The organism is Paenibacillus sp. EB106-06-01-XG199 (assembly GCF_058791575.1).
Genome location: NZ_JBYTDQ010000002.1, coordinates 703,824 through 729,300, shown reverse-complemented (window position 1 = coordinate 729,300; position 25,477 = coordinate 703,824). Strand labels below are relative to the sequence as shown.

General features: G+C 49.0%; 23 protein-coding genes. 17 read left to right on the top strand and 6 right to left on the bottom strand.

Translation table 11 applies throughout. The features are described from left to right. Positions 1–56: 56 nt before the first annotated feature. The gene (locus AC3WT9_RS09290; RefSeq protein ID WP_341092199.1) at positions 57–959 is read left to right on the top strand and encodes an ArsR/SmtB family transcription factor; all 903 of its coding nucleotides are present in this window, start codon (positions 57–59) and stop codon (positions 957–959) included. A 100-nt stretch (positions 960–1,059) separates the two neighbouring features. Continuing rightward, positions 1,060–1,233 carry a hypothetical protein gene (locus tag AC3WT9_RS09285; RefSeq protein ID WP_173139976.1) on the top strand — a complete coding sequence of 58 codons (174 nt, stop codon included), beginning with the start codon at positions 1,060–1,062 and terminating at the stop codon, positions 1,231–1,233. A gap of 142 nt (positions 1,234–1,375) precedes the next feature. Here AC3WT9_RS09285 and AC3WT9_RS09280 read toward each other — a convergent pair whose 3' ends face one another. Both AC3WT9_RS09280 and AC3WT9_RS09275 read right to left on the bottom strand, forming a co-directional pair. Then, a complete protein-coding gene (locus AC3WT9_RS09280) occupies positions 1,376–3,004 on the bottom strand; it encodes a response regulator (RefSeq protein WP_341092200.1) in 1,629 nt (542 codons plus the stop codon). Between the two features lies 1 nt (position 3,005). Further along, positions 3,006–4,829: a sensor histidine kinase gene (locus tag AC3WT9_RS09275; protein WP_341092202.1), complete on the bottom strand. Its 1,824-nt coding sequence runs from the start codon at positions 4,827–4,829 to the stop codon at positions 3,006–3,008. Between the two features lie 319 nt (positions 4,830–5,148). On the opposite strand from AC3WT9_RS09275, the gene AC3WT9_RS09270 reads away from it, so the two are divergent. Genes AC3WT9_RS09270 through AC3WT9_RS09245 form a run of 6 tightly spaced genes read left to right on the top strand, consistent with a single transcriptional unit; the run spans position 5,149 to position 12,365 of the window. Continuing rightward, positions 5,149–6,495 carry an ABC transporter substrate-binding protein gene (locus AC3WT9_RS09270; protein ID WP_341378250.1) on the top strand — a complete coding sequence of 449 codons (1,347 nt, stop codon included), beginning with the start codon at positions 5,149–5,151 and terminating at the stop codon, positions 6,493–6,495. Between the two features lie 33 nt (positions 6,496–6,528). After that, a complete protein-coding gene (locus AC3WT9_RS09265; RefSeq protein ID WP_341092206.1) occupies positions 6,529–7,404 on the top strand; it encodes a carbohydrate ABC transporter permease in 876 nt (291 codons plus the stop codon). Positions 7,405–7,424: 20 nt separating this feature from the next. Then, on the top strand, positions 7,425–8,249 hold the full coding sequence (locus AC3WT9_RS09260; RefSeq protein ID WP_341097637.1) for a carbohydrate ABC transporter permease: 825 nt from the start codon (positions 7,425–7,427) through the stop codon (positions 8,247–8,249). 52 nt (positions 8,250–8,301) lie between these two features. Further along, entirely contained in the window at positions 8,302–10,563 is a 2,262-nt protein-coding gene (locus AC3WT9_RS09255) for a glycoside hydrolase family 65 protein (RefSeq protein ID WP_341378251.1), read from the top strand. After that, the gene (pgmB, locus tag AC3WT9_RS09250; protein WP_341092209.1) at positions 10,544–11,251 is read left to right on the top strand and encodes a beta-phosphoglucomutase; all 708 of its coding nucleotides are present in this window, start codon (positions 10,544–10,546) and stop codon (positions 11,249–11,251) included. The genes AC3WT9_RS09255 and pgmB overlap by 20 nt, the downstream gene beginning before the upstream one ends. After that, on the top strand, positions 11,241–12,365 hold the full coding sequence (locus AC3WT9_RS09245; protein ID WP_341092210.1) for a DUF4432 family protein: 1,125 nt from the start codon (positions 11,241–11,243) through the stop codon (positions 12,363–12,365). Before pgmB ends, AC3WT9_RS09245 begins: the two co-directional genes overlap by 11 nt. A 90-nt stretch (positions 12,366–12,455) precedes the next feature. Here AC3WT9_RS09245 and AC3WT9_RS09240 read toward each other — a convergent pair whose 3' ends face one another. The 4 genes from AC3WT9_RS09240 to AC3WT9_RS09225 form a co-directional block, all read right to left on the bottom strand. Beyond that, positions 12,456–15,980 carry a CBM35 domain-containing protein gene (locus AC3WT9_RS09240; RefSeq protein WP_341378252.1) on the bottom strand — a complete coding sequence of 1,175 codons (3,525 nt, stop codon included), beginning with the start codon at positions 15,978–15,980 and terminating at the stop codon, positions 12,456–12,458. 323 nt (positions 15,981–16,303) lie between these two features. Beyond that, positions 16,304–17,503: an MFS transporter gene (locus AC3WT9_RS09235; protein WP_341097638.1), complete on the bottom strand. Its 1,200-nt coding sequence runs from the start codon at positions 17,501–17,503 to the stop codon at positions 16,304–16,306. Between the two features lie 89 nt (positions 17,504–17,592). Beyond that, complete coding sequence (locus AC3WT9_RS09230) at positions 17,593–18,624, bottom strand: ROK family protein (RefSeq protein WP_341092214.1); 1,032 nt, start codon at positions 18,622–18,624, stop codon at positions 17,593–17,595. 147 nt (positions 18,625–18,771) lie between these two features. After that, positions 18,772–19,605 (bottom strand): helix-turn-helix transcriptional regulator, encoded by an 834-nt coding sequence (locus AC3WT9_RS09225; RefSeq protein WP_492407545.1) that lies wholly within the window; start codon positions 19,603–19,605, stop codon positions 18,772–18,774. A gap of 156 nt (positions 19,606–19,761) precedes the next feature. On the opposite strand from AC3WT9_RS09225, the gene AC3WT9_RS09220 reads away from it, so the two are divergent. From AC3WT9_RS09220 to AC3WT9_RS09180, 9 genes are all read left to right on the top strand, one after another. Then, positions 19,762–20,421 (top strand): ThuA domain-containing protein, encoded by a 660-nt coding sequence (locus tag AC3WT9_RS09220; protein WP_341092217.1) that lies wholly within the window; start codon positions 19,762–19,764, stop codon positions 20,419–20,421. Between the two features lie 27 nt (positions 20,422–20,448). After that, complete coding sequence (locus AC3WT9_RS09215; RefSeq protein ID WP_341092219.1) at positions 20,449–21,552, top strand: Gfo/Idh/MocA family protein; 1,104 nt, start codon at positions 20,449–20,451, stop codon at positions 21,550–21,552. 222 nt (positions 21,553–21,774) lie between these two features. Beyond that, positions 21,775–22,014 (top strand): cellulase N-terminal Ig-like domain-containing protein, encoded by a 240-nt coding sequence (locus AC3WT9_RS09210; protein ID WP_445744964.1) that lies wholly within the window; start codon positions 21,775–21,777, stop codon positions 22,012–22,014. Next, complete coding sequence (locus AC3WT9_RS09205) at positions 21,998–22,225, top strand: hypothetical protein (RefSeq protein WP_341378254.1); 228 nt, start codon at positions 21,998–22,000, stop codon at positions 22,223–22,225. The genes AC3WT9_RS09210 and AC3WT9_RS09205 overlap by 17 nt, the downstream gene beginning before the upstream one ends. Before the next feature lie 133 nt (positions 22,226–22,358). Next, complete coding sequence (locus AC3WT9_RS09200) at positions 22,359–23,132, top strand: NAD-dependent epimerase/dehydratase family protein (RefSeq protein ID WP_341092222.1); 774 nt, start codon at positions 22,359–22,361, stop codon at positions 23,130–23,132. Positions 23,133–23,187: 55 nt separating this feature from the next. Next, positions 23,188–23,382 carry a hypothetical protein gene (locus tag AC3WT9_RS09195; RefSeq protein WP_038590093.1) on the top strand — a complete coding sequence of 65 codons (195 nt, stop codon included), beginning with the start codon at positions 23,188–23,190 and terminating at the stop codon, positions 23,380–23,382. 145 nt (positions 23,383–23,527) lie between these two features. Next, complete coding sequence (locus tag AC3WT9_RS09190) at positions 23,528–24,097, top strand: putative ABC transporter permease (RefSeq protein ID WP_341378256.1); 570 nt, start codon at positions 23,528–23,530, stop codon at positions 24,095–24,097. 305 nt (positions 24,098–24,402) lie between these two features. Next, on the top strand, positions 24,403–24,876 hold the full coding sequence (locus AC3WT9_RS09185) for an NUDIX domain-containing protein (protein ID WP_341092227.1): 474 nt from the start codon (positions 24,403–24,405) through the stop codon (positions 24,874–24,876). 24 nt (positions 24,877–24,900) lie between these two features. Continuing rightward, positions 24,901–25,299 carry a ribosomal maturation YjgA family protein gene (locus tag AC3WT9_RS09180; protein ID WP_342481705.1) on the top strand — a complete coding sequence of 133 codons (399 nt, stop codon included), beginning with the start codon at positions 24,901–24,903 and terminating at the stop codon, positions 25,297–25,299. The last annotated feature ends 178 nt before the right edge of the window (positions 25,300–25,477 follow it).

Here is a 25,477-nt window from a genome sequence, read left to right as displayed (position 1 = left end):
AAATATTAAGGATTAATAAAAATGTTAATTCAATTACGGATAATGGAGGATGGGATATGTATTTAACAACGGATTCAGAATCCCTTAAGGTCTATGAAGCGCTGGCCAGTGAGGTCAGACTGCGGATTATTGAACTGCTTGGCACGCAGGAAATGCATATTAAAGAGCTGGCAGCCAGACTTTATCTCAGTAGTGCAATCGTGAGCTCCCATGTCGCCAAGCTCCAAAAGGCAGGAATTGTAAGCTCGCAAATGAAGCGAATCGACGGAGGGACCTACAAGTTCTGTTCACTGTCAGCCAATTTCCTGCAGATTAAGCTGTCGGGTTCAAAGGGGATCGCCAGAAAAGTGGTCGAGGTGTCGGTGCCTGTCGGACATTATACCGATCTGCAAGCTTCGCCGACCTGCGGTATTGCCACAACGGAAAAGCTGATCGGGTATTATGATGATCCGCGTTATTTTCTAGATCCGGAACGGGTAGATGCGGGGATTTTATGGTTTGCCAAAGGTTACGCCGAGTACAAGGTTCCTAACTATCTTTTTATGGACCAGACGGTTCAGGAAATCGAGATCTCTATGGAAATCGGCTCAGAGGCACCGCATGTGAACGAGAAATGGCCTTCGGACATCAGCTTTACCTTGAATGGTATGGAGCTGGGGAAATGGACCAGTCCCGGTGACTTCGGGGTAATGAGAGGACGCCTTACTCCGGCTTGGTGGAACTCGGATGTCAACCAATATGGGCTGCTCAAGGTCCTAAGGATTAATAAAGGCGGTACATATGTGGACGGACAGCAGATCTCTGCGGTCACTATTGAAGATGCGGGTTGGGAGCAGGATCACTGGATCTTCCGGCTTACTGCGGAGGACACCACCCGAAGGCGGGGCGGTTTAACCCTGTTTGGCCGCGGATTCGGGAATTATGAGCAGGACATTGTCTTCCGGGTATATTACGAATAGCCGATGTGCAATAATTCAGGATTATCCTGCAAAATGTTTGCAAACCAGGTCAACGGGTAACTATAACTATGTGGCCCAAAAAAGTCTAGGAGGAATTCACATGTCAGATCACACGCAAAACGAAGCGGATCTCCGCAATAAAGAAAACAAAGACGGTGATTCTCTCGCCGAGCGCAAAAAGATGGAGAATGGCGTCGATATCGAACCGGAGGCTGATGACTGGGTGGCTAAACCTGCAGAATCGGCGCATCCAGACCCGCTCCCCAAAAATTAATCCAAGTGAGCTGCCAAAGCAGACTATCCTTTCGGGGATAGTCTGTATTTTAGCTTAGGAAATAAACAATTTCCTGGAGCTGTTCCATGGAATTTCTGCAGGGACAGCGCTTGAGTTTCATGGACGCTACAAGCTACACCTTTTATCCCAATTCGGTCTGTGAATAATTCAGCTTGTATTCCTTGGGACTCATTCCTGTGTATTTGGAGAACACATGGGTGAAATAAGCAGGGGTCTCAATACCGACTGCTTCCGCAACTTCAAATACTTTACTCGCCGGATTCCTGAGTAGTTTCTTGGCCATTTCAATCCGGTACTTGTTGATCACGTCGATGATGGACTCACCGGTAACTTTTTTGTACAGGCGGCTGAGGTAGCTGCTGTTAATGTGGATATGGTCGGCAATAATCTGCAGATTCAGGTTCTGGTTGTAATGCTCCCTTATATATTTCTGGCATTCGATAACGATGTAATTGGGCTGTCTGTCATTCAGCGCCATTGCCTTTGAGCAGCTTCGGATCAGGCGCTTGAGGATATCTGCCAACAGCTGAATGCTCTTGCTCTCCTGGATTTGCTTATACACTGCGGATTGACTTTCATCCATCTCCGGCGCGAAGGGCTGACTGGTGCTCAGCAGACGGAAACAGTAGGAACCGATAAGCAGACAGGCTACCTTTACATTCCCGATAGGCTCTTTAATGCTTCTGTAACTCTCCAGCAGCTGATCCAGCCGCTGGATTGCCTGATCGCTTTGTCCTTGCTGCAGATATCCGACAATTTGCTCAGCAGCGTGATGGGGAGGAGCTCCGGGAGTAACTATCTGGTTCGAATGAGGCATATAAACAGCCACATAATTATCGTTATAAAAGCTGCCTTGCAGCGCCTCTTTGGCCTCAAGGTAAGCCCTTGACAGCGTCAGCACATCCCGGTGTATCAAGCTGATGCCGATATTGACATGGCATTGCCTGAAGTTCTCCGCCATGGCAAGGATTTCATTGCTAATCGTGAGCAGGGCTTGTGTGGAGACTGCTGCATTGCCGCCGCTCATGGAGACAATAGCCAGCAGGGTGTTTTTTTCCATGGCCATAATATAAGAAGGTTGTTCCCCGAAGGCCAGTGCAAGGAATTGGCGGATGGAGGCCAGGAACCGGTAATGGTCATTCGCCGGGGCACCGGCATAGGCATAGGGGCCTGCCCCCGCCATCTCCTTAACCTCCATATAGACCGCGAAATAGTTCTCTAATTGCAGGCCCAGCTCGCTTGAGCGGCTGATTAAACCGGCTTCGTCGCTGATCAAGCCGTCGACGGCCTCCTTCAGAAATTTTTCACTGATTTCGGACAGATTGTCGTTGAGCTTGCTCTCCAGCTGCCTAACCTTCTGCTTCTGCTCCCGGTCCTTTTCCAGCAGCCGCGTGGCCTTTTCAATGGCCCTAGGAATCTGCTCAGTGGGATTGGTCTTGACTACAAAATCGACTACCTCATATTGAATGGCCGTTTGGGCATAGGAGAAGTCTGCGAAGGCAGTAAGAATAATAACCTTAATCTGCGGAAAGTGTTGGTGCACATAATCCGATAAAGCAAGACCATCCATCCCTGGCATACGGATATCCGTTACAATAATATCGATATCATAATAGCCCAGCAGCTCTGCGGCTTCCATCCCGTTGGATGCCTCACAAATGACCTCGCATTGAAGAACATCCCAATCAATAAAGCACTTCAGCCCTTTTTTGATAACAGGCTCATCATCAACAATCATGACCTTATACATGTTATAGTTCCCCCTGATCTGCCGGTATGTGCAGGGTGACTTTGGCTCCTGCCCCAAGTTCGCTCTCGACATTAATTCCATAAGGCTCGCCGTAGATCAGCATAACCCGTTTATGCGTGTTAATCAGGCCAATATTGTTGTGGCCTTGTTTGCGCATGGTGAGGCTTTCGAAATTACTCCAATTCCGGGGCACATGCTCAAATCCGCTGCCATTATCCGTGATCTCAAAATAGACTGAATCGTTCCGGCGGTAAATGCGGATGTGGATGATTCCCTTGCCCAGCTTTTTTTCTACACCGTGAACCACGGCATTTTCCACCAGGGGTTCAACACTCAGCTTGGGAAGCAGCAGATCCAATATGGCATCATCCTCGATCTGGACCGAATACTCCAGTTTGTCCTCAAACCTTTCTTTTTGCAGATAAAGATAAAATCTGATGAAGTCCAGTTCCTGACGAATCGGGATTTTGGCCAGACTGTTCGAATTAATACTTGCCTGAAGCAGTTCTGTAAGGGAGGTTACCATTTTGTAAACGGTCTCATCTTTGGATAATTTCGCTTTGTAGCCGATGGTAATTAACGTATTGAACAGAAAATGAGGATTCATCTGAGCCTGCAGGAATTTGATCTCTGACTCCTTGACCAGCAAATGCTTCTCATACACTTCCTTGATGAGATAATTGATTTCGTCCGTCATGTTGTTGAAGGTGGTACTCAACTGATTGAGCTCCACATCTTTGTAGGCCGGCATCTTTGTGTTGTAATCCCCTTTCTTTACCTTTCGGATACTCCGCAGCAGATCACGGACGACCCGGGTAAAGCGAAGAGACAGCAGAACGCCTGCTGCAAGCGATACGAAAGCAATCAGCGCGATAATCCAAATATAATTGCGCATGCTCCCGGACAATTTGGCGAGTACCTGCTTCTTGGGAATGCCTGCAATAAAGGTAAGCCCTGTGGTGCCGATGCTACGGGAAGCTGCCAGGTAGATCTCCTGGTTTAGCTTCACTTCACTTACTTCTGTATTATCTTTCAGCTCCAACACGTCAGGAGAAACGATGGAACCCAGCTCCTGCTTATGGGCACTGGAATAGATGACTCCCCGGTTATCAATAATGTAGGCCATAGCGCCCGGGAAGGCGAGCAGCCCGGAATATTCTTCTGCCAAATCTGCTTCATTCGTGCCGAAGATCAGCACAAGGCGCTGCTCGGGAAGGTTGATATTGGACATCACCCGTATGAAATAGAGGGTGGGGTCGCCGAGGCTTGGCGTAAGAATTTCCTTGCCGCGAACCATTCTGCCATTAACCGATTGATAGACAGCGAGATTGTTCATATTAATTTGCTCAATATTTGGCGGTGACTTTAGAACGGATACATAGTTGTCGGTATCAAAAAATACATAGGCCGTTGATAGCAGGCTGATATTCCAAGCATTGTTGAACATAAGGCTGTACTTCAAATCCTCTTCCATTTCACTTTTATTGACGAATTTCTTGTAGAAGTCATCGCTCAGAGACACATCGTCGATTAACCAGTTTCTTAACATTTTATTGGAGAGGAAATGCAGGGAGGTATTATCAATAATTTGGAAGGACTTCTCAATATTATCGTTGGTCTGGCGGATCAGAAGGGACAGATTATCATTGGCATTTCTCGTTAGAATCTGGGAAATGTTCCAATAGAAATAGCAGCCGGCGAATGTCATCGGCAGAAGAATCAGCAGAAAGATGATGATTACAATTTTATTCCTTACCGGAATGCTGGTGAAACATCCGGAAATGTGGCGAAGGCTGAACCGCTGCAGGATCTGATCTTTGGGCATGCAGGTTGCTCCTTGGTTGATGATTCTATAGTACAGCCATTATATAATCATTTCATTGTGGCGGATAGCCGAGCAGACTGAAATACAGCCTTTTCCGGCCAGATAGTAAAGAAAACGATAAAGAGTTAAAGAAATCTGAAAACCCTTTCATTCATCCCGCTGCCTTGCCTTATTTGCTCAAGATATTATAAAAGATCATACGGAAAAACGAATTCATTCGCATTTTTCTTTGTTTTACAATGAGAGCTGTAAACAACCGTAATTGGCCGCAGGGTTATGCCCTGCATTAAGCCATCAATTAGTTAGAGGGGGATTTATTGTGAGAAAATCTTTGTACAAAGCGGGCTTTACCTTAGCAGGCACTCTGATGCTGACTCTGTCCATTACAGCATGCGGATCAGAGAATTCAGCAGAGAACAGCGGAGCGGCCGTAACAGCAGACTCGGGAAATGACGCACCTGCTGCCAAGGCGCCGGTGAAAATTTCTTATCTTACATTCCGGGTCGGCACGCATGCGTCAGCCAAGATGGAGGAAGAACAGATCAAGCAGTTTAATGCCAAGTATGGTAATGAAGTGGAGGTTGTGGTTGAAGAAATACCAAGTGATGCCGCATATGTTGACAAAATTAAAATTCTGGCAGCCTCCGGAGATGTTCCGGATGTCGTCATGGGCAAAGACGGAATTAATGACGTTTTAATCAAAGGTAATCTTGCAACCCCTTTCAATGATTATTTAGACAAGGACCCGGAATGGAAGGCAGCCATCGGAGAAGATGCGCTTGCTTCCAATACCCGGGACGGAAAGATCTGGTCGATCAGCGATCAGAAGCAGAATATCGGTTATTTCTACAATAAAGAAATGTTCGAGCAGGCAGGGATCAAGCCGGCGGAAACATGGGATGAATTCATGAGCAACAACGAGAAGCTGAAGGCTGCTGGCTTTGTTCCACTGGCACTGATGACCGGGGAGAATGCCTGGACGACGAATCTGATTCTTGCTGCCATGATCGGCACTAACGGGGATAACGGCAAATCGTTCATGAACACACTACACCCTGCCGACTTCAATACGCCCGAAATGATTCAGGCGCTTACCATGATGAAGGAGATATTGGAGAAGTATGCGACTAAGGATGCGCTTGGCGCCGGATATGCCAATGCAGCCAACGCCTTCTGTCAGAGCAAGGCGGCTATGATTGCCAATGGTCCCTGGATGATTGGAGATTTCAGCGATCCGACTAAAAGCAGTAAAGATTTCGATAAAAAAGTGGGTGTTGCAGCGTATCCGAATAACAGCCTGATTTCCACCTATGAGGTTGGCTATATGATCGGAGCCAAAACGCCGGAAACCCGCGAAGCCGCTGAGAAATTCATCCGTTTCAAGACGGGGCTTGAGGGACAGGCCATCGCGCTTGAATATGGAAATGTGATGCCGGTATCGAATGAGATTCAGCCTTCGGATGCTCTTAAACAGAAATATCCGATTATTGTTGAATCTATAACGGTAGCGCAAAAGACACAGCTTCATTATCGAACACTTGACTCCATCGTCTATCCGAACGTAACGGATGCCTGGAAGAACCTTTATCCCAAGCTGGTCTCCAGCCGGTCAACGGCAGAAGAGATTGCCAAGGAACTGACGGATATTGCAGCCAAAAATAAATAAACAGTAAGCTGAGGATTGGGGAGGACTATATGGATGGTTAGGAAAAATAGGGGGTATATCGCGCTTTTCCTGTTGCCGACTGTAGCATTGTTTATTATTGTCTATGCCGTCTCGCTTGTCATTCTGTTCGGTACGTCTTTTACGGAATGGTCGGCCGGACGAAAACCGGTGTTTACCGGTCTCGCTAACTATATTCAGCTGTTTACTGACGATTCTGATTTTCGCAAGAGTGCTCTGAATACAGGTGTTTGGGTTGTGCTCCAGTCCACAATCCACGTGGCCACCGGCACAATTTTCGCAATTATTCTCAGTATGAAAGAATTCTACTGGAAGTTTGCACGCACGGTTTACATGTTTCCCAACATTATCTCGGGCGCAGCTGTGGGTATGCTGTTTCTGTGTATGCTCAATCCTGAGTTCGGTGCGGTGAACAGTATTGCCCGTTTGTTTGGGAATGCGGATTATGCTCAGAACTGGTTCATGGATTATGCAACAGCCTTCTTCTCTGTCACTATGACCTGGTTGCCCTATGCGGCGGTCGTCACCATTCTGATCCTGGCCGAGATCGCAGCCATTCCGGAAAGTCTCTTTGAATCGGCGCGTATCGACGGGGCCAGCAACCTGAAGATCAATCTGTACATCATCATTCCGATGCTGCGTAATATTATCGGCACCTGCGTGATTCTGGCCGGAACAAGCATGCTGCAGAAGATGGATATTATATTGATGACGACTGGCGGCGGACCCGGCAATGAAACAATGAATTTGCCCATTTATATTTACAAGACCGCACTCATGGACAACAACTTCGGTTATTCCAATTCAGTGGGCGTCTTCCTAATCGGCTTTGGCTTGATCTTTGTCCTGCTGTGCCGAAATCTGTTCAGAATAGGCAGCTCCCAAAACTGAATGGAGCGGATGGGGTGAGAATGTTGAAACAAGGTTTGGCTGTACTTAAATACGGGTTTGTGCTCCTGATTGTCCTGTTGTCGCTGGGTCCGTTCCTGTGGGTGCTGATGGCTTCGTTTAAGACCAATGCCGAGATTTTGAGCAATTCGCTCGGCTGGCCAAGCAGCTTCCGCTTTTCAAATTACGCCATGGCCTTCAAAATTGCGCCGATTTCCCGGTTCTACGTCAACAGTGTAATCGTGGGGATCTTCGGAACAGTATTGAACCTGCTTCTGCTCGGAATGGCAGCCTATGTCCTGGCGCGCTTTCAATTCCGCGGCAAGAAGCTGCTGATGGGAGCGTTCTCCCTTTCTCTGCTGATTCCCGGCGCAGCGATGCTGCAGCCGCTATACTTGACGGTTAACGCGCTTGGGCTGTACGACAAGCTGATTGGACTTATTATCGTGTATACCGGCTTTGGATTGCCGGTCTCGCTCTATATTCTATCAAGCTATTTCCTGACAATTCCCAAGGAAATGGAGGAATCGGCTTACCTGGATGGTGCCAGCTTCATCCAGACATTCTTCAGAATTATTCTGCCCATATCGAAGCCGGGCTTCGGCACGGCGGGTGTGATGCAGTTTCTGCTCTGCTGGAATGAATTTCAATTCGCTATAATTCTGACGACGGGCAATCAAAGCCGGACACTGCCGCTTGCGCTCTATTATTTCAAAAGCCAGTTTGCCAGTGATTACGGCGTCATGTTTGCGGCCACGATGGTCGTCATTATTCCGAGTATCCTGGTTTATATGCTGCTGCAGGAGCAGGTTGTATCCGGACTTGCAGCGGGAGCGGTCAAGGGATGATGAACCGGATGGTGACTGAAGGAAAAATACAGGAGAAACTGAGGGGTTGCAGATGAATGAGGAAAACCTGTGGTGCCTGAAAGAAAACGGGTATCAGGCCGGACTGCATAAGCATTATGAGGGGCTCTTTACCCAGGGGAACGGCTACATGCATGTCCGTGGAAGTTTTGAGGAGGGATGCAGCGATGCGCCCCAGGATGAGGATTATCTGCGCTTTCCCGATAACGTCACGCTTGAGAAGCCGCGGCATCCCAAGTCCAAGCAGGGAACCTTCATTCCGGGCATTGTCGGCCGGCATCCGCTGCTGAAGGAGGAGATTGTCAATCTCCCTTATTATCTGGGGCTTGAATTTCGGTCGGCAGGCGAGTGTCTGAATATGGACCGCTGCCGGATCAGCGGTTACAGACGTTGGCTGGATCTGCGGGATGGAAGCCTTCATCGTTCATTTATATGGGAAACGGCAGAGGGCATGCAGCTTCATTGTACCTTTAACCGGTACATCAGCATGGCGGATCCCCATCTTTGCGTCCAGCGGGTACAGCTTGAGGTGCTGTCAGGCGAAGGCAGGCTGGAGGTGAAAGCCACCCTCCGGGCTGATGTGCGCACCAATGGAATGAATCATTTTGCCCGGATAGTTCCCTCGGCGGAATCAGAGGGCAGCCTGTCACTCGAAACCCTGACGGAGGAGGGCAATCAAATCTTCATGCTGTCCGCGCTGGAAACCTCTGAAGCGGTGAACTGGCAGGCAGAACATACCCGGGTGATGGCTGCGCTCCGCGGGGAATGCAGCTTGCAGACCGGTGACCGGCTGACTGTAAGCAAGCTGACTGCGGTAACGACGGACCGGGATATGGAGGAGGGAACAGCCCGCAGCAGGGCGCTAATGCAGCTCAGCCGCGCACGCGATTTAGGCTGTGACCAGCTGTATAACCGGCATGCTGACAGCTGGAAGAGCAAGTGGCAGGCAGCTGATATCCGCATTAAGGGTGATGATCTGGCACAAGTAAGCGTCCGCGCTTCTCTGTATCATCTGATCCGCTCCAATGCGGAACAGGATGCACGGGTGGCGATCTGTGCCAAAGGTTATGCCGGCGAGGCCTATTTCGGCAGGTATTTCTGGGATACAGAGATCAACCTGCTGCCCTTCTACCTGCACACCAACCCGCAGGCTGCCCGCAATCTGCTTCTGTTCCGCTACAATACGCTCGAAGGAGCCAGATGCAATGCACGGAAATATGGATACCGGGGAGCGCGGTATGCCTGGGAGTCCTCGCTAAGCGGGGAAGAGCAATGTGCCAACTGGCAGTACGCTGATCACGAAATACATATAACAGCGGATATAGTCTATGCGTTATTCCACTACGTGAGAGCTACAGGAGATAATGAATTTCTGGAGCGCTATGGCATTGATATTCTGGTTGAGACGGCCCGTTATTGGTGTGACCGGGTGGATTGGAACCGGGAGGGGGCTTGCGAGCTGCTCGCTGTTATGGGGCCGGACGAATATCTGCCCTTTACCCGCAACAATGCCTTCACCAACCGCATGGTCAAATTCAGCCTGGAGCAGACCGTTGCTTGTCTGGACAGCCTGCAAGGCAGTAAGCCGGACAGCTATGCGGCAGCGGCAGAGCTGCTGGATATTCGTCCCGGTGAACGGGAGCTTTTCCGGCACACGGCGGAGAAGCTGAGGCTGCCTTATGACAGCCTGACGGAGATTGTTCCGCAATCCGACGATTTCGGCTCCTATGCAGATGTGGATTTTGCAAGTCTCTGGACCGACAGGTCCAGGCCCTTTGGCCATTTTATTTCCCAGGAGCGCAATTATCGCTCCAAGGCGTTAAAGCAGGCGGATGTTCTGGAATTAATGCTGCTGTTTCCACAGGAATTCTCCCGGGAGCAGATGAAAGCGTCCTATGCGTATTATGAGCCGATCACGACCCATGATTCCTCCTTGTCAGCGGCGGTTCACGGCATTGTGGCATCCTGGCTGAATCAAAAGGAGGAAGCGGGAGATTTTCTGCAGCAGGTGATGGCTATCGATCTCTCCTTGGAGAAAAAGGGTGCTGCTGAGGGGATTCACATCGCCAATTGCGGGGGCCTGTGGCAGCTCATCGTTTACGGCTTTGCCGGTTTGACGAGTGCGATGTGGAGCGAGACCCTTCACCTGCAACCCCGGCTGCCTGAGGGCTGGGAGGAGCTGAGCTTCCAGATCGTTTGGCGAGGGGAGCGCTACCGGGTAACGGTTAATCCAGGTGCTTATGAAGTGCATAAGCTGGACGGGAGGGAGGAAGCTATTGCGAGCAAAACCATTTGAGGCAGCCATCTTTGATTTAGACGGGGTCATTGTCGATACCGCAAAATTTCACTACAATGCCTGGAAGCGTCTTGCCGGGGAGTTAGGGTTCGCTTTCAGCGAAAGAGAGAATGAGCAGCTGAAGGGCGTCAGCCGCATGGAGTCGCTTGAACTTCTGCTTCTGGCCGGCGGGATAACGGAGGTAACGCCGGAGCGGAAGGAGGCGCTGGCTTCCCGGAAAAATGAGTGGTACAAGGAGTTCCTGGCAACGCTTACGCCCGCTGATGTATTGCCCGGTGTCCGCGACTTTCTTGGCCATTTGCGCTCATGCGGAATCAAAACAGGGATTGCATCGGCAAGCAAAAACGCTCCTTTTATTTTGGACCAAGTGAACATCAGGCCACTGTTTGACGTGGTGGTGGACGGGAACAGCATTGTCAGGGCGAAGCCGGATCCGGAGGTATTCCTGCAGGCCGCCCGGCTGATCAGTGTAGCCCCGGCCGCCTGTTTTGTCTTTGAAGATGCGGCAGCCGGTGTAGAAGGTGCAATCCGGGCGGGCATGCGCGTTGTCGGCATCGGAGACGGGCGGCTGCTTACCCGCGCTCATCTTACCATCACCAGCTTTGAACAGCTTGAACCCGTGTTTCTGATGAGCCATATGGGGATAACCGGTTCCACCGGATGGGGAGACGGCCCGAATGGACAATGAGCGGATAACCGTATTGACGCTGACACGGATGCAGCCGGGTATTCCGCAGGCGCTGCCGGAAGGCGGATTTGTCACCCTTACGCTTGTTACAGATTGCTTTGGCTCACAGCTTAATCTGCTGACTATATCCAATGGCAGACTTGTCTTTACAGTGATTCTGGAACGGGGGATGGACATTGGGGAAATCAGGCTGGATTCTGAGAAGATCAGCTGGGAGCGTGATGAGCGGCATCTGCTGCATCCGGAGCACGTGGATCTGTCCGACAATGAGCATTCGGGCTGGGATTCAGGCTTCTATGCGGCCGTGGCTGCTATAGGGCCTGAAATCTTCGGCACCCCGGATCAGGTAAGAACCGTCCATGGGACCGGGTCTTATTCCCCGGCGTTGCCGGAATCGGTACGGCTGATCTGGGATGAGCGGCAAATCTGTCTGGAGGGCAACGTTCCCGTGAGAGGATATGGAGCATCGCCTGTGTATGAAAAAACAATCCGGATCGTAACAAATTACAGGGCAGCTGCGCTGTTCCGGGAGGATACGGTGCGGAATTTAACGGATACCGCCCAACCGGTTGATGACGGATATCATATCCAGCTGGCAGGGGCTTTTATATCGGGAGGCGGAAGTTATGTTCTGCCGGTCTCGTCCTCCAAAATGCTGCTCCGCGATTCTGCTCCGCCTGAGAAGGATCCTTTTGCCATTTACGATTCGAGAACCAGGCTGGACCCGATCCGCTGTTATCAATATGTTCCTGAACCCGTGGAAGGGCTGGCCGTTCTGCCGCAGGTCCGCGATTATTGTGGTGCCGCAGGCGGGGGCCTGGAGTTGACGGCCGAAATGCTGGTGAACACAGGACAAGATGCCGCGGCTTATGTGATTCGTTCTCTGCAATGTTATCCCCGTTCACTAGTTGCCAAACGGGCGATCGGGGACAGCATGTATGCTCTAGAGCCTTGTAAAACCAGACCCAATTCCTTGAAGCAAAAAACGATAGACGGTGAAATTGTCTATATCGGGCCCCGCGGCCAGTGTACCGGCTGGATCATCTTGGGGGCGACTCGTGATCCGCAGGAGATTACAACCCTTACGGGCTTGATCCGAAGTGCGGCAAAGTGAATCATGTCAGGAGCACAGACTCCATCTAGGTTCAAATAAAACGAAATAAACCAGTCACCGGCGGAGTTCCGGTGACTGGTTATTTAACTTTTAGTTTTCAGCAGGGTTATCCTCAAAGGTTGCTTTTGCAGTTAGTGGACTGGGATGCTGTGTGACCGGTGCGGAGCTGTCAACAATGTTGACGGTGAACTTGAACGGATTCCCTTTATCAAAGGAAATTATAAATTCCGCCTGGTTGCCGCTTTCAAGTCCAAGTGCACTCAGATAATCGCTGCGGAGGGTCAAAACATCTCCGGTGATGAAGTAGCCATCCTGGGTAACCGGATTTTCATTGTATACCACTCCGGTCACAGAGCTTGCAATATTCCATGTGATACCGGTGCTTACATCACCGGGTGCACGCAGATCATAAGTTGCACCTTCGGGACTCAGTTCCGGATCAGCTTCGCTTACGGCGGTGTCAGATGCCTGTAGTCCGGTCAATGCGCTGATCTCACTATTGCTGAGGTTGCGAATTTCAATTTTCATGCGTTGATTATCCTTGGCCTGGTCATCAGCTAACCTTACTGCTGCACCGTCACTTTTGGATGCTCCTTCTACAGTGATTACTTTATTATTACTTTTGTTAACTATTTTATAGTAGTCACCGCTGTTTTCCAGCTTCCACTGCTGAGTATCCGGTATGGATCCAGAAGCTTTTGTATTCTGACAGAGCTGCTGTATGGCTGAACCGGGAAGAATGTCGAGAACATGACCGCTTTGAACTGACTGTATTTGGTAATATCCTGTACCGAGATCCAAAAATCTCCACAGCTGATTATTTCCGTCGCCATTGGCCCACTGGTTAATCACCGCTAGCGGATTACTGGAAACTCTGTCCACATCCAACGCTTTTCCGCTGTGCTTTGGCTGGATTTTAACCATTTTTTCAGGAATAATTTTCTTGGCAGTCGAACTCATAAATCCGCCGCTGCTTTTATCAATGGTGAGACTGTCGATATTGAATCTTCCGGTATCTCCTTCTTCACGGATAAATTCAATTGTATTTTTTCCGGCGCTTAAGTTCACTGACTCTGTTCTGTTAGTCCACGTATCCCAGTTCGCTGTAGGAGGTAAGGACACTTGTTTAATTCTCTGTCCGTTAACATACATCGTCATTGTTATATTGGAACTCTGAGCGCCGGAATATCGCAATGTTGACGAATAGGCAGCCGTATTGGGGACATTTACTTCAAACTTGACCGCATCACCTGTTTGCTCAAATCCGCCTGCAAATCCGTTGCCTTCATACCATAAATGATCTTTGGCAATCTTCAGGCTGCCTGATCTGGCTGCTTCTTCTGCCTGATACCTCCAGGGAGTACGTTTGTTAAGATGAATACTGTCAATATTTATTATGCCTGAATTGTCCGCTTCATTTTTATACGTGATCGTGTTTTTCCCCTCTTTCAGGCTTAAAGTCTCAAGCTGCTCCTTCCAGACAGTAAGTCCGCCGGTGACCGGGAGGGTGATGTGTTTAATCTTAGTGCCATTCAAATACAGGCCTAAGGTTGTACCTGCAGCTTCTTTTGCATATCTCAGCTTCACATCATAAGACGCCGCATTTTCAACATTTACAGAAAACTCCACGGATGAGTTCGCTCTGGATAGCCCGGTTACATAACCGGTCCCCATATTGCCGTCTTTTGCGTAAACGACTGCAGCGTCATTCGGGCCTGTAATTTTTGCATCTTCGGCTCCATAATGCCAGGTAGCTGCTTCGGTTACTGTTATATAGTCAAGATTGACATTGCCGGTGTCGCCAGCGTCATATTTATACATGATCGTATTTTCCCCTTCTTTCAGGAAAACATTGTCATAACGGCCGGCCCAGTTGTTCCAGCTTTTTAAACTAAAGAAATCTACCTGCTTAATTTTTTGCCCGTTTACATACATACTCAGAGTTCTGTCATCATTAAACCCTAAGCTGTAGCCCAGTTTAACCGAATAGCTGCCTGCAGCAGCGGCATTTACCTTGAAGGTGACTGCAGAGTTGGAAATCCACAATCCTCCGGCAAAACCGGTTCCGCTGTACCCCGGATGATCTGAATCTACCTTTGCATTTCCGGACAGCACGGCATTTTCTGCCTCATACAGGGTGTTTCTTTTTATAATCATGGCATCCAGAGCCAAAGGACTCTTGCCGGAAAGACGGATCGTGTTGCTTCCGGCGTTAAGCTTAATGTTATATACTGATTTAATATCGAAGTTTGCCGCAAATCCTGCATTAGAGGCAAAGGAAAGATCCCGGGCAGCCTCTTGGTTGACGCCTAATTTCATGGTAACAGCATTCGCCGTATTATTATTGTATCTGAAATCCAGGGAGTAGGTTCCTGTAGCGTTCGTGTTTACGGTAAACTCCACATAGTCATTGTCACTGCTGTTATTGAATTTTTCATATACGCTGCTCGAAGCAAAAGCACTTTTTCCAACTACTTTTGAAACTCCTGACAACCTTGCATCCTCAGCTTCATAAATTTCGCTTTTTTCCTCTCCTGAGGGTCTGCCCAGAACGGTGCCGGGATTTGAAGGAATTCCGGGATTTATGAAATCATTATCATTCCAATTTATACGTTGAGCTCTTATTCCTCTGTTTCCGCCGCCTTGTCCATGGGTCGGTATGCCATGGTACATGATCCAATCCTCTGTACCGTCCTCGGACTTAAGGAACAAAGGCGATCCCGGTCCATAAGAACTGTTTTCATCCGATCGTTTCATGACAGGTTCAGGATGTTTCTTCCAGGATTCGGCTTTCATAACATCAGATGTTGCATCAGCTACGGATACGCCGACAGAATAGTTATCATTCATAAAGCTGCTTGCGGAATAGGCGAAATAGATCTTGCCGTTTCGTTCAACTACTGCAGCGCCCTCATTTATACTGTCGTGATGCTTTTCCCAGTCATATTGCGGCATTGCCACTGTACCTTCTTCGCCTTCCAATGTCCACGGGTTCTTCATTTTGACAATCGTTGGACTCTCGTCAAATTTGGTTTTTGCAGGATCATTAGGGTCAGGGAAATAGTAGTATTTTGTATAGGTGAAGTAGCTTTCCCCTTTAATGGATACAACGCCGCATGCCAAACCATAGCCTTGCGTATTCAGAAGTCCCTTCTTGGTGGTAATCTGACCATCGCTGTCTGCATTAGCGGATTCTCCCTTGAGCTCCCAGGTTCCTTCAAAAGGATCGGGAGAGGAGTTCTCCAGGACGTAGGAACTTGGATGTCCATATCCAAAGCTTTTCTCTGGACCTGAAGAGAAATAAAGATACCATTTTCCTTCCAGTCTATATATATATGGACCCCACACAAACCCAAAATTACTCGGTTTCTTCCAAACGATTTTGCTTTTTGCAGTGGATACGCCGAGAATGGTTTCATGTCTTTTTAATGTGATATTATTATCGCCAGAAAAAGCTGAATAGTAATAACCGTCCGCAGCCCTGGCAATTGTAGGATCAGCACCTCCCATAAGCGGGTTAACATAGTTAGAGGTTACATCTGCACTAGAGATGCCTGCCAGCATTAATGAAAGTATTATCACAAAGGGTAAGATCAATAAACTTTTTTTCTTCATCGTAATCTCCTTCTCTGCTCAATTTTAATGCTTCCGGCTGGACGCGCCTCCTTAAGGTTAAGGGTTGCCCGATGAAACCGCTTACTTTTGTAGCGCTACACGTCCATTATAAAATAAAAGCGGAACCGTTTTTCTGCATCATGTTTTGCGATATTTTGAGGGATTATATTTGCCGGAGAAGAGTCTTGAACCGGAATCCGGTCTTTTTGCACTTTTTTTAGCTTTCTTATGTTATTTTGACTGCCGTATCTGTTACGCGGACGCAAAATAAGGACAGCTGGCCCAATACGGGCACAAGCTATCCTTGTTATGTGTGGAATGCCTCAGATCAATTCCTGTCTCCGCTTCAGATACAGATACAGCACAATTCCTGACACCGAGCAGATTGCAGCGCATAATCCGATGAAGCCATATCCTGCCTGCAGGCCGCGCAGCAGACCAAGCTCTGTTGTACTGCCATACATGGCTTTGACGATTTCAATAACCCAGCCGATCAGATAATTGCCTATGACACTTCCGAGTCCCATCAGGGTGACAACGAAGGTAATGGCGGTGTCGCTTCCATTGGGGTAGCGGCGCGCAATAAAGGCCATAACAGTAGGATAGATGATGGCGATTCCTGCTCCGGACAAGGCGAACAGGAAGGCGAGGCTTTCCCCGCCGGCCAGGGCTACAAAGGTACAAAGTGCCGAGAACAGTGAGAAGATAATCAGGGAGAGCACAAAGCCGATTTTGTCCGTCAGCGGGCCGATCAGCAATCTTCCCAGGGAGAAGAGGAGGAAGAAGGATGAGAGCAGGCCGGAGGCCTTGACGGTATCCCAGGCATAAGCTTTTTCCAGAAAGTTAACCAGCCAGCCGCCCACCGCAAGCTCGGAAACGACGCCGAACGATAGAATCATGACCATCATCCAGAGCGCCGGATCACGCATCAGGGTCTTGAAGGGGGTGCGGTCTTCATGCGGCATATCATCACCGGGAAAGGTGCTGCGCAGCGCAGACAGAATCGGCAGTAAGCAGAGCGCTAACATGACCAGATACATTCCCCGCCAGTCCAGCAGATGTCCAAACACACTCAGCGACATTACCCCTGTAGCAAGCAGCGGGGCTACGGTGGAGCTTAGTCCATAGAAGAAGTGGGATAAATTCATCATCATCCCCGTGTTTTTCACAAAAATACGTGCTCCCAGAATTGCTAGACCAATTTCCAGCATCCCGTTCCCGATGTACATCAGGAAGTAGGAGGAGGCAAATAACGGATATGTATGTGACAGGAAGATCAGCACACCCGAGATAACCATAGAAGCGAAGGCAATAATGCTGACCGCCTTGATCCCCCATTTACGAACGAGAATAGCAGTGAACGAACAAGCGATCAGATACCCCAGCGCATTCAGAGAGAGCAGTGTGCCGAGCTGCTGCTCATCGAGGTTGAAATCGAGTTGGATCCGCGGAATCGCAGGACCCTTAATATTCTCAGAGATTCCAAATACGATGAAACCTAGAAAGATAGTCACCAGTTGCATGATATAGATGTAGTTCCGTTTGCTTGCAGAATTGCTTGCTTGAGCCTTCACAGTTGACGGCCTCCTGAATTGTCAGATTTATGCGTTCTTTATTTCCGTTCAACCAATTGGAACCGGTAGGTCAGGCTTTCCATAGTTGCTGTAATGAGTCCTGTCATGTATTCCTGCCGGGTATTGTTCTGGATGATCAGCACAGGCATATGTTCCGGCGGAATAATCTTCAGACAGCCGCTGCGCAGTGCGTCCAGCATCACTGGCGACATATTATCTCCGGTGAGCACAATCGTAGCAGGATTAATAATGGTGATAATGGATACCAGGGCGTGGACAGCCAGCGGGCTGAGGTCTCCGGCGCCTTGAACCAGTGTAAGTTGCTCCTCTCTGGAGATGCCGTAAGGAAGATAGGACACCTCGCCGCTAAAGAAGCTGCTTCCGTTAAGCAGACGCCCGTTCACCATGAAGCCGGCCCCCGGATAATGGTTCTTCGGAAAAGTCATTACAGCAAAGGGGTTCTCCTCGTCCGGAAACAGCTTCTGGTACAGTCCGTAAACGGTCAGATTCATATCATTCTCGATGATGATCTCGACCTCTTCGTAGCGTTCCTTGAGCAGTATGCCGAGCGGTTGGCCGGCCAGCTCCGGCACATCACAGATTCCAATCCGGTCCAGCTGGACCACCCCGGGGATGCCGATGCCAATCGCCTGCACATTAGGGTGAGCTTCGATGATCTGATCGAGCCAGTCCGTGAGGGTAGCCACGTTAATCTGGTTGAGCACCTTATCTGTTTGCTCTATGACTTCACCGTTCAGATTCGCCAGCGCATAACTAACGGATTGCACATCGCCCTCGGAACGCACGATCATACAGATCATGAAGGAATAATCCGCGTTGAACTGATACTTTCTCGCCGGTCTGCCGCCACTTGATTCCTCCCATCCAAGTTCCAGGATTTCACCGGTACGGACCAGTTCATTCAAGATCGTGCCGCATGTGGCCACGCTCAATCTGGTCTGCTCTGCAATGGATGCTTTCGTGCCTGTGCCGGACGTGCGCAGCATGCTTTTAACCAATTCAACATTTATTTTCTTCACCAGCTGTGTATTGTGGGATGGTTGTGACATCTAGGAACCCTCCTTTGGAATATTGATTATCATGCTATTTTTTAAAAGAGTTTTAACAAGTGTATTGTAGTTACTATTCTGCGAAGAAGCAAGACATTATTATTTGGATTGAACTTGAAAACATGAAGATAGCGATGTAACGCAGCGCTAACGCAGTTCGCTCGGTGTCCGCAGCTTGACCTGTTTAAATACACGGTTGAAGGTACGGATATTGGAGAAACCGCATACCAGCGCGATATCCAGAATGCTTTTGTCCGTGCTCAGCAGCAGCCGTTCTGCCTGATTGACCCGGATACTATTGAGGTACGCGATGTAACTCATGCCCGAGATGCTTTTGAAGAAACGTGAGAAATAGAACAGGCTCATGTTGGCGTGACGTGCTGCGTCGGCAAGTGTGATGGGATGCATGTAATTGACGTCGAGGTATTCGAGGACCTCCTGCATGATCTTCATATTCGTAATGCGCCGCTTATCCTTATGAGGATTGACTATGTCCAGAGGCATATTCCGTAGAATCAATGCGCACAGCTCGTGCAGCAAACCGATCATAAGCTGTTCATGATGCGGAAGCTTCTGAACATGTTCCTGCAGCAGTTCCTGCATGATCGTGGACAGGCGGCTGTTAATGACCTCATCTTCCGGTGTGGCTGGACGGTTCTCCCTAAAAGGGGAAGTGAGCCGCATATTCAGGGGCCAGCCTGCAGGAAACCCGATCAGGGAAGGGTTAAATATAACAAAGATAAGCTTCGATTCGTTGTCCTTGCTGTCATAGTAGTGAATATCTCCGCTGCTGCAAACGGCCAGATCTCCTGCCAGAAGTACCCGTGTTTCCGAGTTGATCCCCATCCGGATCGAACCCTCCAGTACATAGATAATCTCCAGATCATTATGCCAGTGGGCCAGAAAATCTATATTTGCACTCACAAATGCAGTGAAGGGAAAAGCTGATCCATACGTTCGGTTCTCGTGAAAAGCTCTCATAATTTCTCCTGTTCCAATCTTCCGCTATTTACACATAAACTTAGCAAAAAATGACCAGTCATTCAAGCAAAATGGCGAGCAGCCGGTACCCTTTTGGATTACAATTTCTTCAGGTAGACACGGTAATTGATTCCAGGACAAAAAGGAGAGCTTGATATGGCGAAGAAAGCATTGATTGTAAAAGGCGGATGGGATGGTCATGAACCGAATGAGGTTGCAGCGATTTTTGCCGGCATTCTGGAGGCCGAAGGGTTTGAGGTTGAGGTATCGGATACGTTGGACAGCTTCAATAACGCCGAGGCGCTTAAGGAATTAAGTCTAATTGTGCCGGTGTGGACAATGGGTGAAATCGCGAATGAACAGGTGTCGTCTGTTCTTGCAGCTGTGGCTTCCGGGGTAGGCATTGCCGGTTGTCATGGCGGGATGTGCGATTCCTTCCGTAATAATACAGAATGGCAATTTTTGACCGGATCGCAGTGGGTGGCACATCCCTTCAACGATGGAGTGGATTATGAAGTGAATATTGTGAGATCCGGCTCCAGTCCGATTGTGGAAGGCATCCCGGATTTCATGGTGAAGTCAGAACAGTATTATCTGCATGTAGATCCAGCGGTAGACGTACTGGCTACAACTACTTTTGTGCTGAGCGAAGGGGAGCATTCGGCGAACGGTGTCATCACCATGCCAGTGGTATACACGAAGAAATGGGGCAAGGGCAAGGTATTCTATAATTCACTTGGACATCATGCGGATGTTTTTGATATTCCGGAAGCCAAGGAACTGATGCGTAAAGGCTTTTTGTGGGCTGCCAACTAAAACCGTGATAATAAGGGGAGAATCATTGTGCGTAAAGTGAAGGTGGGCATCGTCGGCTGCGGGAATATCAGCGGCATTTATTTTGAGAATTTGACCGGAACTTTTGTGAACACGGAGGTCTATGCCTGTTCTGATCTGGATCTGGGGCGGGCACAGCAGGCAGCGGAGAAATACGGAGTTCCTCATGTATGGACGACAGAGGAATTGCTTGCTTCGGATGAGATTGAGATTGTCGTTAATCTGACCACGCCTAATTTTCATTTCGATGTGTGCAAGCAAGCTTTATTAGCCGGTAAGCATGTGTATGTCGAGAAGCCGCTGTCGTTAACGCTTGAGAATGGAACAGAGCTTGTCCGTCTGGCACAGGAAAAGAATTTGTTCATCGGCTGTGCGCCTGACACCTTCCTCGGAGGCGGTCTGCAAACCTGCGCCAAGCTGATTGCGGACGGCTATATCGGAGAGCCGGTAGCAGCAACGGCCTTCATGCTCTGCCATGGTCATGAGAGCTGGCATCCGGACCCTGAATTCTACTATCAGGCCGGAGGCGGCCCAATGTTTGATATGGGACCGTATTATCTTACGGCTCTGGTATCTTTGCTTGGCCCGGCCAAAACGGTATGCGGCATCACCAAAACCTCTTTTCCCACACGGACGATCACCAGTGAGAAGAAGTTCGGCAAAATGGTTGATGTAGAAGTACCTACACATGTTGCCGGAACCATTGAGTTCGTCAGCGGTGCCGTGGCAACGATGATTACCAGCTTCGATGTCTGGCACAGCACATTGCCGCGGATCGAAATCTACGGATCGCAAGGTACATTGATCGTACCGGACCCTAACACCTTCGGCGGTCCGATCCTGCTGCGTCCGGCTCACAGCACAGAGTTTCAGGAGATTCCGCTGATCTACAATTATGCCGGGAACAGCAGAGGTATTGGCGTGGCGGATATGGCCCGCTGCATCGGGACAGGAGATACCCCGCGTGCAAACGGCGAGCTGGCCAATCATGTGCTTGAAATGATGCATGCGTTCCATACAAGCTCCGATACCAAGCGCTATGCGGAGCTGTCCACCAGCTGCGAGCAGCCGAAGCTGCTGCCGCTGGGTTTGGTTAAAGGGTATCTGGAGTAACAAATATACAAAACGAGAAAAAGATAAGGATAATTTATTGTGAAGCATAATAATTCTTATTTTCTCAAAAAGCAATGCCCGTTTCCGGTACTTCCGGGAACGGGATTGCTTTTTTGTATTGTATAGGAATTTATGCAAGCGGGCTCAAGACCAGTCATAATGAGGGTACAACGATCCAAGGCACACGTGAAAATATGAGATTGAAAGGGCGTGTACAAATAAATGAATTCATCTGATTCGGTTCAAGTAAATGCAAGCGGCATATTTATAAGGGTTAACCAGGTTGGATACAGTCCGGCTGCGAGTAAAATAGCCATCGTATTATCAAGCACAAACTTGAGCGGAGTCAGAAATGATGTTTTCAATTCAAATAATACCTCGGTATTAAATGCTACCATTTCCACAGCCAGTAAAGGGAGCTGGGGCGACGCGGGTGGTGCAAACTGTGCTTACGGATTATAAAGATGATATGGCCTGGGCGGCAGCCTGGGCAAACCATGAGGTTGCATCCCTTGACCCGGCTTATAAGAATACGGCCGCAAGCCGTATGAATAATCATCTGAACTTAAAAAAGAATTATGCCAACGGGCAATTCTGGAATACCAGCGATGAACCCAAGTGGGGTACGTATGAAGCCATGGGTAATAATACGATTGAAGCATTGATGTATTAGGAACTAACCGGAAACACCACGTATGCTGTTCTGGCCCAGCCGCGGAGCCCGCAAATTTGAGTCAATTGTAATCTTTTCCTCTCCAGCGGTTAATAATGCATAGGATAGTAGGCTGGAAAGGGGCTTGAAACTAATGAAACGCAAACTCTTGCTAACAGGAGCGGCTGGAAGAATTGGCAATACACTCTTCAAGGGGCTGAAAGAAAGCGGCAGATATGATGTTGTAGGAGCGGATATTCAAGCGGACGAAGAGCAAGGGATCGTTCAGTTGGATATCGCGGATGAAGACCGGCTGGAAGAGCTTACCAAGGGTGTTGATACGGTACTCCATTTTGCCTGGATTAAGGATAATGACGATTTCCTCGGTAAGGTGCTTCAAGGCAATGTAGGGAGTGCTTACAAATTATTTGAGGCGGCTGTACAGAACGGTGTGCGGCGCATTGTATTCGCCAGCTCTAATCATGCGACCGGATATTACAAGACCGATGAGAAAACAGGTCCAAGTGACCCTTACCGGCCGGACAGCTTTTACGGGTTAAGCAAATGTTATATCGAGCTGCTCGGCCGCCTATACTCAGACCAAGGCAAAATCTCTTCGCTGAATATCAGGATCGGCAACTTTCCCGGAGACGACCGCCCCCATTCGGAACGGGCAGGACATATCTGGATCTCTGAACGCGATTTGCTGCAATTAGTAGAATGCTGCATTGAGGCGGATGAGGAACTGAAATATTTGAATCTGTATGGGACCTCTGCGAATACTGACAACTATTATACCATCGGGTATCTGGAGGAACTGCTCGGATACAAGCCTCAGGATGATGCGGCTGAGCTGCTAGAACAGGCCAAGGCAGAAGGCAAAAATGTACGTCAGGATGAAACGGAATATCAGGGAGGGGTAAAGTAAGAGCATCGCAGATTTCTAGGGTCTCAAGCAATTTCAATTGCGGGGAGGAAATGAAATGCGTAGTCGGAACGAGAACGGCCGGTATCGGCAGAAACGCGGGGAAGCGCAGGCAGGCAACCTTGAGAAAAAGTACGGTTCGGACTTTGGTGTACGCAGCGATATGAAGCTGGAGACACTAAGAAGACAGACAGATGGCGAGTCGCTGACACCAATGCTCAAGGAACAGCATGTTAAGAATCTTAAAGAATAAACCGGCGGAGCGCCGGGGTCATATTTTGGTTTCTGGACATAACCCGCGAGGGTTATGTTTTTTTGCATAACAACAGTTCCAGAATGGCATACTAGCTCCCGAATATATGTGTGGTAATCCTCACAGGCAGGGGGCGGAACAGATCGTGATTACACCGGTGCTACCGCTGGACAGCTATGCAGCTGTTGCAGTTGCGGGAGAATATTTCTTTTACTTTATGGTCTATTCCTTTCTGGGCTGGGTGCTGGAAGGATCGTATAATCTCTATAGTCAGGGAACCTTTCGTAAAGAGGGGTTTCTGAAGGGGCCTTTTAAGCCGATGTACGGCTGTGCTCCGCTGCTCCTGCTGGCCGCGAAGGATTTACAGCTGCCGGTTCCGCTATTACTTGTGCTTGCGCTGATCATTCCTTCAGCAGTGGAGTATGCAAGCGGGTGGCTGCTGAAAGCGGCTTTTCACAGGCAATGGTGGGATTATAAGGAGCTGCCGTACCAGCTGCACGGGCATATCTGCCTGAAATTCTCCTTATACTGGTGGGGGCTGGCTACAGCATGCATATACCTCCTCCAGCCAGTGATGGAAGGATTGTACACGGTCATTGAACCGTTATGGGGAATGGTGCTGCCGATGGCTGCCCTGTTGTTTCTTGCTGATTTACTTTGGACTTGCCGGGTCCGGCGGCGGGGGTTGAAGGGGCTGGAGTTAGGGGAAGGTTAGAAATGAACAACTGAATCATGTTTCTCTCAGGAACGGCTATCTTCCCTATCGGGTAGGTCAAGCCGTTTCTTTCTTGTGTTTTCAGACAAGGAATCTCTGGCAGTGGTGTCAAATATAGAGACAGAGGATGATCAAATTACATCCTGACAGGAGGAATTATGAAAGGGATCATGAAATACAGTAGAACTATTATGCTGCCAATTATCCATGATGTCTACCAAGGAAGAGAAGATCAACATTATTTCCTTCCGCAAGGATGAGCTGTAGACTTAGTCTGGCAAGGTTACATAAAGGGGGAAATGAACATGCCAATCTCGGAATACTACCGTGCTTTGCGTGAGAAGACAGGCTCGGGGCTGCTGATGGTACCATCTGTAGCGGCAGTAATCAGAAATGACGACGAGGAGATTCTCTTTATTCGTAAAGGAAAAGAGCAGTTGTGGGGCTTGCCTGCCGGAGCCATTGAACCCGGTGAAACTCCATCCAGGGCGCTGCGCAGAGAGGTTTTTGAAGAGACGGGGCTGATGGTGACACCCGGGCGGATCATTGGGGTATTCGGCGGGGAGAAGTATGCATACCAGTACAGTAATGGGGACATGGTCGAGTACTCGGTAACAGTGTTTGAATGCTCGATTGTCAAAGGCACGCCGAGAAGCATGGACGGAGAGGCGGAAGAATTTAAATTTTTCAAGGAACAGGAGCTGCCCGAAATTGCCATCCCTTATCCCCGGGAGATTTTTATGCAGGATTCCGGTAACGGGCATGCGATATTTGAATAGAACGGGAATCCGGAAAGGGACAACATGAGAGCAAAACTTGCTTACAGCTTCGCTATGCTAATGATGATGGTGCTCGGATTCGGTTCCAGAGCATTTGCAGACCAGCTGCCGCTGTTTATCTCAAGACATTTTGGAGATGCGCTGTGGGCGGCGATGATTTACTTTGCCTTTCGCGTATTGCTTACCCGGCAACAACGGTGGATTTCAGTAGTGCTGAGTTTCGGCTTCAGCTTTGGCATCGAATTTAGCCAGCTCTACCAAGAAATATGGATTAGTGAGCTGCGTGCCACTTTATTGGGAGGATTAATTCTCGGCAAAGGTTTCCTCTGGGTTGATTTGATCAGATATTCAGCAGGGATTTTGTTTTCTTATGTGGCGGACCGCTTTGGCTGCGCAAGAATTCGTACTAAAAGGAAAGGATAGGGTCGAGAACTGTTCAATCAGAGCCATCCTTATACCAATATTCAGTAGAAGCTTCTCCAAGCTGAAATCTTGATCTTCCTGCCAACTGGACGGATGATATCACAAGAAACAGAGCCACTCAACCCTGAGCGATTGTTAGCGCATGTGTTTCTGAAGGGGGCAAATACTCTTTATTCTT